Consider the following 12,113-nt stretch of genomic DNA (forward strand, 5'->3'; position numbering starts at 1 on the left):
CGGACAAGGAAAGGGCTGGACCGATGAGCGACGAGGAAGACCGCCGGTACCGGGTGGTGCTCAACCACGAGGAGCAGTACTCGATCTGGCCGGAACACCGCGAGAACCCGGCGGGCTGGCGTGACGCGGGCAAGGCGGGCACCAAGGACGAATGCCTCGCCTACGTCAGCGAAGTCTGGACCGACATGCGGCCGCTGAGCCTGCGTGTGCGGACGGAGGCCCGCGCCGATGCCGGCTAACCACCCGCTGCGCCCCGACCAGGGGCACCGCACGCTCGCCGACGTGCTCGCCCGCAACCTGCCCGAACGCGCCGGGCAGCGGGCCGTCGTGGTGCTCGACCGCGAAGGCCGCGAGGTCGAGCAGACCACCTACGGCGAGCTGGACCGCCGCGTGCGCGCACTGGCCGCACAGTTGCAGCAGCTGGTCGCGCCGGGGGAGCGGGCGCTGGTGATGGCCCCGACCGGCGTCGGCTTCCTCACCGGGTTCTTCGCCTGCGCCTACGCCGGGGTGATCGGCGTGCCGGTCCCGCCACCGGAAGCGGGCGCCAAGCAGCTCGCGCGGCTGCGCGGCATCGTCAAGGACGCCGCCCCCTCCGCGATCCTCACCACCGCCGAGATCGCGGGCTCCGACGCGGCCTCGGAATTCGGGTCCGCGCAACTGCTCGTGGTGTCCGAAGTGGACGAAAACCTGGCCGAACTGTGGACCGATCCCGGCGTCGGTGGTGAAGACGTCGCGTTCCTGCAGTACACCTCCGGCTCCACCGCCGAGCCCAAGGGCGCGATGATCACCCACGCCAACGTCGCCGCCAACCTCGCGGCGGTGTGGCGGATGGCCCGCGTCGAACCCGGCCACGAACTGCGCGTGGTCAGCTGGCTGCCGCTGTTCCACGACATGGGCCTGCTGCAGCCGCTGCTCACCTTCTACACCGGCGGCGAACTCGCGCTGATCCCGCCGATGGAGTTCCTGCTGCGGCCCGCGGTGTGGCTGGAAACGGTGTCACGCCACCGCGGCGAGTTCGGCTGCGCGCCGAACTTCGCCTACGACCTGTGCGCCACCAAGCTCACCGCCGAGCAGCGCGCCGGACTGGACCTGAGCAGCTGGCGTGCCGCGGTCAACGGCGCCGAACCGGTTCGCCACGACACCCTGGCGCGGTTCGCCGAGGCCTTCGCCCCGCACGGTTTTGACGAAGCCGCGATCAGCCCGGCCTACGGCCTGGCCGAGGGCATGGTCTACGTCAGCGGCGCCAGGGAACCCGGCGACCTGCGCCACCTCGACCTGGACGTGCTCGAACTGGAGAAGTCGGGCCGCCTGGTCCCGGCCGCCGAAGGCGTGGCGAGCCGCCGGATCGTGGCCTGCGGGCGCGTTCCGGAAAACCTTCAGGTGCGGATCGTCGACCCGGCGACCGGCGAACCGTCCGAAGAGGACCGTCCGGGTGAGGTGCTGATCTCCGGCGACAGCATCGCCGCCGGCTACTGGCAGCGGCCCGAGGCCACCGCGGCCAAGTTCGGCGGCGGCGTGCTGCGCACCGGCGACCTCGGCTTCCTCCGCGACGGGCAGCTGTTCGTGCTCGGCCGCCTCGACGACATGATCATCGTGGACGGCCGCAACCACTACCCGCAGGACATCGAGCTGACCGTCGGCGAATGCCACGAACTGCTCGACCCGAGCCGCTGCGCCGCGTTCGCCTTCGCCGACGGCGGGCAGACCCGGCTCGGCATCCTGGCCGAAACCGCCCGCGGCGCCACCGTTGACGACCCCGGTCCGCTCACCGAGGTGATCCGCGCGGCCGTCGCCGCCGAACACCAGCTCGGCGTGGCCGCGGTGCACCTGCTCAAGCCCGGCGGCCTGCCCCGCACCACCAGCGGCAAGGTGCAGCGCGCGAAAAGCCGCGCGCTGCACGCGGAAGGCGCCCTGCTCAGCTGGTGAGGAACGCCTGCAGCGCCTCGCGTTCCTCCTCGACACCGCCGCGCTCGGCCTTGGTGAACGGGCGCAGCGGCTCGACCTGGACCGTGCCGTCGGCCACGGTCCAGGTCGCCGAGACCCGGCCGTCCACGAGCACCACGCGGATACCGGCGACCGAGAGGTTCCGGTGCTCGTCATCGATGATCCGCGTCCGGTCGTGGTAACCGAGGATCGCGTTGTCGAACGCGGGCAGGAACCGCACCGGCGCCGGGGTGTCCGGATCCGGGCGTGGCGCACCGGGCAGGTCCAGCAGCTCCCGGCCGCGTTCGTCGCGGAAGACCACCAGCTCGTCGCGCATCGCCGACACCGCGGCCGGGAGCCCGGCAAGGCCCGACCAGGCACGGACATCGGCCGTGGCGGCCGGGCCGTAGGCGGCGAGGTACCGCCGCACCAGCTCCTGCCCGACCGGATCGGTTTGGTCGTCGGCCAGTGGCTCGACCTCCTTGCCCAGCCACGAAGCGACCGGCTGGTTGCGCACCCCGGCCTTCTGCCGCCACACCCCGCGCGGCGGCAGCTGCACCATCGGGATGAGCCCGGCGACCAGCAGCTCACCCAGCGCCCGCGTGCCCGCGTCCGGCCAGCGATCCGCCACCGCGCGCGCCAGGTCGCCCATCGACCGCGGCTCGCCGTCGGCCAGCACCGCCAGGCCCGCCGCCCGCAGCTCTTCGAAGTCCACGCCCTCGAGCTCGGCCCGGTAGACCCCGACCACGCGCTGGCGCAGCATCGCATCGTGCCGTGACCGCCACGCCAGCACGTCCTGCGCGGTGACCAGGTGCACGGTGCGGCGCATCAGGTGCGTGCGCACCACCTGCCGCCCGGTCAGCAACTCCGAAAGCACCGCCGGGTCGAACGCGCGCAACCGCGACCACAGCCCGAAAAACGGCTCCTGCGGTTCCTGCGCCTGCAACCCGCACAGGTGCGACACCGCGTCGAGCACCGGCACGCCGGCGCGCTCGAGCAGCAGCTGCCGCGCCAGGGTGGCGCGGTTGAGCGCCCTGGTGGTCAGCACGCCGGTCATGCCGTTCCCCCTCGGTCAGCCGGCCTTCTGGCCGTCGATGGTTTCACGCAGGATGTCCGCGTGCCCGGTGTGCTGCGCGGTCTCCGCGATCAGGTGCATGAGCACCCGGCGCGCGCTGCGCACCGCGCCCGGCTCGTGCCACGGCGCCTCGGGCAGCGGCTGCGTGGCCGACAGGTCGTCGAGCCCGGCCACGACCTCCTCGGTGCGGGCGGCGATCCGCTCGTACCGCGCGACCACCCCGGCGAGCGTGTCACCGGGCAGCATCTGGAACTCGTTCTGGTGGTCGATGGCCCACCGCGGGTACTCCTTCGCGGTCCCGGCCGCGAAATCCGCCCAGGTGACGCCCTCGGGCAGGTCGTAGCGCATGGCCGACGGGCCCTCGACGAGGAAGCGCACCCAGGTGTCCTCCATGGACGCCACGTGCTTGATCAGCCCGCCCAGGCACAGCGCGCTGACCGTCGGCCGCTCGGCCGCCTGCTCGTCGGTGAGACCGCGGGTGGTGGCGATCAGCGCGGCGCGGGCGTCGGCGAGCGCGGCGAGCAGTTCGGCCCGCTCGGTGTCGAGGGTGGTGGTCACGGCTGGCACGCCCTTCGAATCGGTGGTTTCTGGCACCCGGCCACTCTCGCAGGAGTAGCGGCCAGGTTGTGTCCTCTTCTTCGGGCAGAATGGAATTCGTGAAAACCTCCGGGCGGCTGCTGTCGTTGCTCTCGCTGCTCCAGGCACGCCGGGACTGGCCGGGCGCGCTGCTGGCCGAGCGGCTGGAGATCAGCCAGCGGACCGTGCGCCGCGACGTCGACCGGCTGCGCGAACTCGGCTACCCGATCGTGGCCATCAAGGGCCCGGACGGGGGATACCGCTTGGACGCCGGTTCGGAGCTGCCCCCACTGCTGTTCGACGACGAGCAGGCCGTGGCGCTGGCCGTCGCGCTGCGGATCGCCACCACCTCCGGCGCCGGGATCGAGGAGGCGGCCGCCCGCGCGCTGACCACCGTCCGGCAGGTCATGCCCGCCCGGCTGCGGCGCCGCATCGACACCTTCGAATTCACCACCGTCACCGCGGGCACCCGCCCGGACCCGCCGGTGGCCAGCGAAGTGCTGATGGCGCTGTCGGCCGCGGTGCACGCGCGCGAGGTGCTGCGCTTCGACTACCAGCGGCAGGACACCCCCCGCCGCGTCGAGCCCTGCCACCTGGTCACCTGGGGCGGGCGCTGGTACCTGCTCGCCTGGGACCTCGACCGCGCCGACTGGCGGACCTTCCGCGCCGACCGCATCACCCCGCGGGTGCCCACCGGACCCCGGTTCACCCCGCGGGAACTGCCCGGCGGTGACGTCGCCGCGTTCGTGGCCAACCGGTTCCGGGGCTCGACCGGCTCGGGGGAGTGGCCGTGCCGCGGCGAGGTGATCCTGGACCTGCCCGCCGAGCAGGTGTCCGGCTACGTGCGCGACGGCGTGGTCGAGGAACTCGGCCCGGACCGGTGCCGCCTGGTGGCCGGTTCCTGGTCGTGGGCGGGACTGGCCGCCTCGCTCGGGCGGTTCGACGCCGACATCGAGGTCGTCGGGCCGCCCGAGCTGAAGCGGGCCTTCGGGAACCTGGCACGCCGGTACGCCGCCGCCGCGGCGGATCGGCGGCGCACCGGCGAAGCGGGTCAGTCGCGCTGAACGGCCAGTTCGCCCAGCTCCGACCAGTCGTCCTGGTCGACCTTCGCGTTGACGATCCGCGGGGTTTCCGCGAGGTACGGCGGCAGTTCGCGCTGCGCGGTCCGGAAGTGCTCGGAGTTGACGTGCGCCGCACCGGCGTCGTCATCGCGGAACGCCTCGACCAGCACGTACTCGTTCGGGTCGTCGAGGCTGCGCGACCAGTCGTACCAGAGGCAGCCCGGTTCGGCGCGGGTCGCCTCGGTGAACGCACGCGAGATTTCCGGCCACCGGTCCGCGTGCTCCGGCAGCACGCGGAACTTCGCGGTGATGAAGATCATGACGCTCCTTTCGGGTCAGGCGAACTGGATTCCACCATCGATCATCACCGACTGCCCGGTCATGTAGTCCGAATCGGGGGAGGCGAGATAGGACACGTACCCGGCCACGTCCTCCGGCACAGACACCCGGCCGAGGTGGATCAGGTTCGAGTACTTCTCGATCGCCTGGCCCTTGCGCAGGCCCTCGGACTCGGCGAGCTTCTCGTCGATGAGGTCCCACATCGCGGTGCCGACGATGCCGGGGCAGTAGGCGTTGACCGTGATGCCGTGCTTGGCCCACTCCATCGCCGCGGCCTGGGTCAGCCCGCGCACCGCCCACTTCGACGCCGAGTAGTGCCCCAGCAGCGCGAACGGCCGGTGCGCCACGATCGACGCCGCGCCGATGATCTTGCCGCCGTTGCCCTGCTCGATCATCTGCTTCGCCGCGGCCTGGTAGCACAGGAAGATGCCGCGCGCGTTGATCGCCATCATCCGGTCCCAGTCCTCCGGGGTCACCTCCAGCAGCGGCAGCACCTGCGCGATGCCCGCGTTCGCCACCATCACGTCCAGCGAGCCGAACGCCTCCGCGGTGGCGGCGACCATGCCGGTGACCGCCGCCGGATCCGACACGTCGGCGGTGACCACCGCGGAGCGCCGCCCGGCGTCGCGGATCTCCTTGGCGACGGTCTCCAGTTCGGCTTCGTTGGCGGCGATGTCGTTGACCGCCACGTCGTGCCCGTCCGCGGCGAGCCGCAGCGCGATTCCCTTCCCGATCCCTCGTGCCGCACCGGTGACCAGAACGTTCTTGCTCATGCGATGACTCCTTTGTGGTCGCTGGGCTAGAACGGAAGGTAGGCAGGCCGCGGCGGCACCGGCAGGGTCGCGCTGTCTCAGTTTGAGACAGCGGTGGTGCCGGTGCCGCGTGGCCGCATGATCAACGCGGCCACGTGGTAGCGGCAGATCTCGCCGGTCCGGTTGGCGTAGGCGTGCGGGAGGTCGGCGGCCAGGTACAGGGAATCGCCCGCGGCCAGGTTGATTTCGCGGCCGTCGACGGTCATCGTCAGCACGCCCTCGGACACCGCGATGAACTCGTGCGAACCGGCGGCCCACGGGCCGTAGGTGCCCGGTTCGCAGCCGGGCGGCAGCATGACGGCGATCCACTCGAAGTTGACCCCGGGGATCACCGGGGTCAGTATCGTCCGCAGCCAGCCGCCGGGTTCGTGCACGATGTCCTGCTCGCCGGCGCGGCGCAGCACCATGCGCTGGGTTTCGGGGTCCTCGATCAACCGGCTCAGCCGCACCCCGAGCCCGTTCGCGATGCGGTCGAGCACCACGACGGTGGACGCCTTCTCGCCACGCTCCACAGAGGACAGCATGCTCGGGCTGACCGACGAGCGGTCGGCCAGCGCCTGCAGGCTCAGGCCCCGTTCCACGCGCAGCGCCTGAACGCGCTTGCCCAACGCCACCAGATCCATTTACGCTATAGTAGTGAACTCATCCGCTATAGTGAAGCCCCTGCGGGAGGCCACCCGGGCCGACCTCCCGGCGATCGCCGAGATCTACGCGCATTACGTGCGGAACAGCGTGGCCACCTTCGAGCTGACCCCGCCGGACGCGGTGGAGTGGGAGCGCCGCTTCGACGCCGTGGTCGGCGCGGGCCTGCCGTTCCTGGTGGCCGAGTCCGGGGGCGCGGTGGCCGGGTACGCGTACTGCGTGCAGTGGAAGCCGCGGCCCGCGTACCGGCACAGCGTGGAGAACTCGATCTACCTGGCACCCGAGGCGGCCGGACAGGGGCTCGGCGGGGCGCTCCTGGACGAGTTGCTCGCGCGCTGCGCCGAGGCGGACATCCGCCAGGTGATCGCGGTGATCGCCGACACGGGCGACCCTTCCTCAGCGGAACTGCACCGGCGGCGAGGTTTCCGCGAAGTGGGCCGGCTGTCGAAGGTGGGGTTCAAGCATGGGCGGTGGCTGGACACGGGGTTGTGGCAGAAGGAGTTGGGGAGCCACCCCGGGGGCCGATTGTGACGACGGCGAAGGCCGCCTTGTCAAGGCTGGGGAACGTACCTTGACAAGGCGGCCTTCGCCGTGTTTTGGCTGTGGATCGGGGTGGGGAAGGGGGGCTCTGGGCGGCTGCGCGGGTGGGGTGCCCCGCCTCCCGTTGGGATCCCGGGTGGTGGCCGATGGACACGAATGTGGCTTTGGGGGCGGAATCGGCCCCGAAAGCCACATTCGTGTTCGCGGGGCGCCCCGGGGCGGGCGGTGTCACGAATGTGGCTTTCGAGACGCCAAACGTCTCGAATGTGGCTTTCGTGACACGGCCAGGCGGCGGTGTCAGTCCAGGGCGGCGGTGAGGACGCCGTCCAGTAGGCGTACTCGGCGGTCCGCGATCTCGTGCACCCGGTCGTCGTGGGTGGCGGCGATGACGGCGGCGCCCTCGGCCGCGCACCCCCGGAGCAGCCGCAGGACCGGGCCGATGCTCGCGCCGTCCAGGTGTGCGGTGGGCTCGTCGGTCAGCAGGACCTTCGGCCGCGCGCTGACCGCCCGCGCCAGCGCCACCCGCTGCTGCTGCCCGAACGAAACCTCCGTCGGATAGCGCTCAGCCAGTTCGCCGATGCCCAGCGCGCCCAGCAACTCGCGCACCCTGGCGCCGATGTCCTCACCAGTGGGCCGCAACCGCAGCGGCAGCGCCACGTTCTCCGCCACCGTCAGCTCGTTCGCCAGGCCCAGCGCCTGCGGCAGCACCGCGCACGTGTGCCACGGCGGCGCCTCCGAAATCGGCACCCCGTCCAGGTACACCGCCCCCGAATCGGGTGAATCGAACCCGCCGAGCAGGGCCAGCAGCGCGCTCTTCCCCGACCCCGACCGCCCCGCGACCGTGGTCAGCTCACCCGCGTGCACCTGAAGCTCCAGCCCCCGCAGCACCTCGACATCACCACTGGGGTGGGCGAACCGCCGGTGCAGGCCCACCGCGCGCAGCGCCGGCTCGGTCACGCCGCTCGCCCCTTCCGGTCCTCGACCCCGTCCACCATGCCTTCGCGCAACCACACCACCCGCGAACCGAGCGCGATCAACCGGTCGTCGTGGGAGGCCGCGACCACGGTGTACTCGTCGGCCACCAGGTCCGCGATCGTCTCCAGCACCAGGTCCGCCGACGCCTCGTCCAGCTGTGAGGTCGGCTCGTCGGCCAGCACCACCGCCGAACCACGCGCCAGCGCGCACCCGAAGGCCAGTCGCTGCTGCTGACCGCCGGACAACGCGGTCAGCTGCCAGTCCGCGGTGTGCGCCAACCCGAGCCGCGCCAGGATCGCCGCCGCGTCGCACGACCGCCGCGCGGACCGCGCCGCCGCCTGCAGGTTGTCCTCAATGGACAGATACTCCAGCAGATTGTCCAGCGGCTGCTGGAAAACCACGCCGAGGTGATCACGCCGCAGCTGACGGCGGGCGGCGTGGCCGAGGCGCGTGGTGTCGGTGCCGTCGAAGCGGACCACGCCACGCGCGGGCCGGTCGACCAGGCCGAGCACCCGCAGCAGCGTCGACTTGCCCGAACCGGACGGCCCGGCCAGCACGGTCAGCCCCCGGTGCGGCACGGTGAACGCGGCGTCGTGCACGGCGGTCACCACCCCCGCCGGGGTCGGGTAGTCCACGCCGACCCCGTGGAGCTGGAACATCGGAACGTCAGGCACGCAGCAACTCCGCGGTCCGGGCGGTACGCACCGAGCGCACCGCGATCCAGCCTGCCATGGCCACCACCAGCACCGCCGCGGCGACCGCGCCGAGCACAAAAAGCGTCGGGTCCGGCGGGGCCGAACGCGGCGCCAGCCAGCGCGCCGGGTCGAAGCGCGGTGCCGAAATCGCCGCGACCGCCACCCCGCATGCCACACCGGTCACCACCGCCATCCCGGCCAGCGCGCCGTGCTCGATCAGGTGGCTGCGCAACAGGGCACGCGGCCGCATCCCCATGCGCAGCACCAGCGCCCCGGCCAGCGCGTTCTGCCGCCGCCGCACTTCGACCGCCACCAGCAGCGCGAGCACCGCGACCACCGCCAGCACCGCGCCGAGCACCACCACAAAGCTGAAGGTCCACTCGACCAGCAGGAACGGCAGCGCGTCGAGCGCGGTCTGGCGGCTCAGCTCGTTGGGGTGCGCCAGATCGGCGGCGGCCAGCGCGCCGGTCAGCGAGGCCAGCGGCAGCTCCGACAGCACCGTCCACTTCGGAACGCCGGTGAGCTGCTGCGGGGTCAGCGCCGCCCGCGAGATCACGTACCCCGGCTTGCCACCGATGATCGGGAACACCGTCAGGTCCGCGACCGGCGCGGCGTCGCCGAGACCGGGCAGCTCGGCTCGCTGTCCCGGCCGGTGCCCGACCCGCAGCGCGGGCACGCCGTCCGGCCCCGGCGGGCCGAGCCGGTCCAGCAGCGCCGGGTCGAAATCGCCGAGCCACGCGGATTCGGTGAAGGTGGCCGGGTCCACCACGAGCACCACGCTGCCGGTGCCGGTCAGCTCGCCGACCACCGTGCTGTTGCCGCGCAACGCCTCGGGCAGCGGGACCTCGCCGGTGCCGACGGTGGATTCGGTGTCGGCACGGGAGTTCGCGCCGACGAACAGCCCGGACTTGGTCTCCAGCGCGGTCCGCTGCCCGTCGGCGATACCGTTGCCCGCGGCCAGCGTGCCCAGCGCCAGCACCCCGATCACGAGCACCCCGGTCACCGGCGCGCGGGCCCCGGCCAGCCGCCGGATCGCCAGCTGCAGCGCGGGCCGCGACCAGAACCGCGCGCGGTGGGAGGCGGCCAGCAGCAGCCACCCCAGCCGCGCGGCCACCAGCCCGGCGGTGAGCACCACAAAAACCGGGTAGGTCAGGGCGATCGGATCGATCGGCGGCACCGGCTCGGTGGCCGTCACCGGCGGCCGCGAGGTCAGCCGCAGCCAGCCGATCAGCGCCAGCGCGGCGGCGCCCAGTTCCCACGGCAGCCAGAACAGCACCTGCCGGGCGCGCCCACCGGCGACCCGGCCCAGCTGGAATTCCCGGTGCACGCGCACCGCGACCACCCCGGCCAGCAACAGCACCGACAGCACCAGCACCCCGGCCGCGACGGCGACCGACAGCAGTTTCGCCGGGGCGCTCGCGGCACCGGGCGGCCCGTAGACACCGAGCAGGACGTGCGCGAGCGCGGTGCCCGCCGCGCCGCCGAGCAGCAGCGCGGTGCCGAGTTCGGCCACCGCCAGCCCGCCCACCGCCAGTGGCCCCGACCCGCGCGTGACGTGCAGCCGGACGTGCCGGTAGCGCCGCTGGTACCACTGCAGCCCGACGGTGCCGATGCCGCCGAGCCCGACCAGCACGCTCAGCGCGGCCAGCGGCAGGATCGAGTCGCGCACGTTCTCCTGCGCCTGGCTCGCGATGTCCACCGAGATCCCGAACGGCGTCCCGGCGTCGAGCCGCGTCCCCGGCCCGAGGTCGGCGCGGACCGCGGCGACCAGCTCACCGGCGCGCCGCGTCTGGTCCTCCGCCTCGGCGACGGTGGCCGGAGTCGGCGTGTCGAAGGTGATGCGCATCGACTCCAGCCCCGGCGCGCCCGCGGCGGCCGCGGCCTGGAAGAAGCTGTCGCGGTCGGTGGCGAACACGATCGCGCCACCGGCGGGATCGACCTTCCGCTGCTGCACCGCCAGCGCCTGCTGCGAACACCACCAGCGCGGCGCCGGGTTCACCAGGTCCTGGTACACGCCGACGACCGGCGGCAGCGCACCGTGCGCACCCCGCGCGCCGAGGCTCAGCCCCGCCTGGGAGAACAGGTCCTTGCCCATCCACAACCCGGGCGCGCGGCTGCCGTCGGCGAGCGCGAGCTGGTCCAGACCGCCGTCGGTGTAGCCGAGGCGTGTTTTGTAGTTCGTGCCCGCGAATTCGACGTTGCTCAGATCCGGCGTGTACATCGCGACCCGCGGCTCACCGAAACCGTGCGCGGGCGCGTGCCGCCGGACTGTCTCGAGCGTGGCGGGAACGGTCGCCGGGTCGACCCCGCGCTGGGTGAACGACGGCCCGTACAGATCGGGGCAGGTGATCTCGGCCTGCGCGGACACCGTCGCGCCACCGGCCGCCGACGCGTGCAGCACCGCCGCCCCGGCCAGGAAGCACGACAGCAACGCGGTGACCCCGGCGACGAGCAGGGTCAGCGGACTCGACAACGCGGCACGCGGGGCGTTGCGCCACGGGCCGGCGCGGCGAGCGTTCCTGGACGTGGCCGGCCCCCTGCGACTGCGCATGGCACCGCACGTTACCGCGCCACACCGCCGGAATCCGCCGGGTTGGCCACTTTCGCTGTGTTCGTGACAAAGGTGTGCAGTGCGTTGAGTACGGCGGTGATCGCGGGGCGTGTGCGCGATCCCTGGCGCAGCACCGCGTCGATGCGCCGGTGCCGGTCGAGCGGGGTGGCGGGCAGGCCGGTGCCCGCGAGCGCGAGACCGGGCAGGATCGCCGCGCCCGCACCGCGCGCGACCAGCGCGGCGATCATCGGCAGGCCGTCGAACTCCCAGCGCACCGCCGGTTCGATGCCCAGTTCGCGCAGCAGCCGGTCGGTGCCGGGGCGTGACGGCTGGTCCGGCGGCGCGCACAGCCACGTGCCCCCGGCGGGATCACCGGTGAGGTAGAGCGGATCGCGGTGCAGTTCGCGCCGGTGCAGCCCGGGTTCGCGCGGTATGTGGTTCGACCACTCGTCCACCACGGCGAGGTCGGTCTCGCGGGTGCGCAGGCGCCGCAGTGCTTCGTCGGGACTGTGCTGGTGCACCACCAGTTCCAGGTCGGGATGCGCGCGGCTGACCTCGATCAGCGCGCTCGCCCACGCCGCGGCGGCGGTGGGAATGGTGCTGACCACCACCCGGCCACGCACGCTCGTCCCGGCGAGATCGGCTTCCGCGGCTTCGGCCGCGTCGAGAATGACGGCCGCGTGCGCGGCCAACGTGTGCCCGGCTTCGGTGAGCGTGGCGCTGCGGGCGGTGCGTTCCAGCAGGGTGCGACCGACCTCGCGTTCGAGCACGCTCAACTGCTGCGACACCGCCGACGCCGAATACCCGCTCGCGGCGGCGGTCGCGGCGATCGTGCCGTGCACGGCGAACTGGTGCAGCAGGGCGAGACGGCGCAGTTCGAGCATCACCAAAGCTTATGCTCACCCCCACTGAGTCGCGCTGTAC

At 72.7% G+C, this 12,113-nt stretch carries 13 protein-coding genes; 4 read left to right on the forward strand and 9 right to left on the reverse strand.

Annotated features, from left to right (window positions below; all coding sequences use genetic code 11):
- The first annotated feature begins 23 nt into the window (after nt 1-23).
- A complete protein-coding gene (locus A4R43_RS08240; RefSeq protein ID WP_113691770.1) occupies nt 24-239 on the forward strand; it encodes an MbtH family protein in 216 nt (71 codons plus the stop codon).
- Nucleotides 229-1,926 carry a fatty acyl-AMP ligase gene (locus tag A4R43_RS08245; protein WP_113691771.1) on the forward strand — a complete coding sequence of 566 codons (1,698 nt, stop codon included), beginning with the start codon at nt 229-231 and terminating at the stop codon, nt 1,924-1,926. Before A4R43_RS08240 ends, A4R43_RS08245 begins: the two co-directional genes overlap by 11 nt.
- Here A4R43_RS08245 and A4R43_RS08250 read toward each other — a convergent pair.
- Both A4R43_RS08250 and A4R43_RS08255 read right to left on the reverse strand, forming a co-directional pair.
- Complete coding sequence (locus A4R43_RS08250) at nt 1,916-2,980, reverse strand: winged helix DNA-binding domain-containing protein (RefSeq protein WP_113691772.1); 1,065 nt, start codon at nt 2,978-2,980, stop codon at nt 1,916-1,918. The two genes, A4R43_RS08245 and A4R43_RS08250, sit on opposite strands and share 11 nt — an antisense overlap.
- Before the next feature lie 15 nt (nt 2,981-2,995).
- Nucleotides 2,996-3,592: a DinB family protein gene (locus A4R43_RS08255; protein WP_113691773.1), complete on the reverse strand. Its 597-nt coding sequence runs from the start codon at nt 3,590-3,592 to the stop codon at nt 2,996-2,998.
- 53 nt (nt 3,593-3,645) lie between these two features.
- On the opposite strand from A4R43_RS08255, the gene A4R43_RS08260 reads away from it, so the two are divergent.
- Nucleotides 3,646-4,638, forward strand: coding sequence for a helix-turn-helix transcriptional regulator (locus A4R43_RS08260; protein ID WP_113691774.1), 993 nt, complete (start codon nt 3,646-3,648; stop codon nt 4,636-4,638).
- Here A4R43_RS08260 and A4R43_RS08265 read toward each other — a convergent pair.
- The 3 genes from A4R43_RS08265 to A4R43_RS08275 all read right to left on the reverse strand — a co-directional run bounded on the left by A4R43_RS08265 (nt 4,626) and on the right by A4R43_RS08275 (nt 6,409).
- Nucleotides 4,626-4,955 carry a putative quinol monooxygenase gene (locus A4R43_RS08265; RefSeq protein ID WP_113691775.1) on the reverse strand — a complete coding sequence of 110 codons (330 nt, stop codon included), beginning with the start codon at nt 4,953-4,955 and terminating at the stop codon, nt 4,626-4,628. The genes A4R43_RS08260 and A4R43_RS08265 overlap by 13 nt on opposite strands.
- Nucleotides 4,956-4,970: 15 nt before the next feature.
- The gene (locus tag A4R43_RS08270) at nt 4,971-5,747 is read right to left on the reverse strand and encodes an acetoin reductase (protein WP_113691776.1); all 777 of its coding nucleotides are present in this window, start codon (nt 5,745-5,747) and stop codon (nt 4,971-4,973) included.
- A 77-nt stretch (nt 5,748-5,824) separates the two neighbouring features.
- Nucleotides 5,825-6,409, reverse strand: coding sequence for a helix-turn-helix domain-containing protein (locus tag A4R43_RS08275; protein WP_113691777.1), 585 nt, complete (start codon nt 6,407-6,409; stop codon nt 5,825-5,827).
- 13 nt (nt 6,410-6,422) lie between these two features.
- On the opposite strand from A4R43_RS08275, the gene A4R43_RS08280 reads away from it, so the two are divergent.
- Complete coding sequence (locus A4R43_RS08280) at nt 6,423-6,959, forward strand: GNAT family N-acetyltransferase (protein ID WP_236808843.1); 537 nt, start codon at nt 6,423-6,425, stop codon at nt 6,957-6,959.
- Nucleotides 6,960-7,265: 306 nt separating this feature from the next.
- Here A4R43_RS08280 and A4R43_RS08285 read toward each other — a convergent pair whose 3' ends face one another.
- Genes A4R43_RS08285 through A4R43_RS08300 form a run of 4 tightly spaced genes read right to left on the reverse strand, consistent with a single transcriptional unit; the run spans nt 7,266 to nt 12,073 of the window.
- Nucleotides 7,266-7,925, reverse strand: coding sequence for an ABC transporter ATP-binding protein (locus A4R43_RS08285; RefSeq protein WP_113691778.1), 660 nt, complete (start codon nt 7,923-7,925; stop codon nt 7,266-7,268).
- Entirely contained in the window at nt 7,922-8,617 is a 696-nt protein-coding gene (locus A4R43_RS08290) for an ABC transporter ATP-binding protein (protein ID WP_113691779.1), read from the reverse strand. The genes A4R43_RS08285 and A4R43_RS08290 overlap by 4 nt, the downstream gene beginning before the upstream one ends.
- On the reverse strand, nt 8,610-11,189 hold the full coding sequence (locus A4R43_RS08295) for an FtsX-like permease family protein (RefSeq protein WP_113691780.1): 2,580 nt from the start codon (nt 11,187-11,189) through the stop codon (nt 8,610-8,612). Before A4R43_RS08295 ends, A4R43_RS08290 begins: the two co-directional genes overlap by 8 nt.
- Nucleotides 11,190-11,200: 11 nt before the next feature.
- Complete coding sequence (locus tag A4R43_RS08300) at nt 11,201-12,073, reverse strand: LysR substrate-binding domain-containing protein (protein ID WP_113697434.1); 873 nt, start codon at nt 12,071-12,073, stop codon at nt 11,201-11,203.
- Between the last annotated feature and the right edge of the window lie 40 nt (nt 12,074-12,113).

It is taken from the genome of Amycolatopsis albispora (assembly GCF_003312875.1).
Classification (GTDB): domain Bacteria; phylum Actinomycetota; class Actinomycetes; order Mycobacteriales; family Pseudonocardiaceae; genus Amycolatopsis; species Amycolatopsis albispora.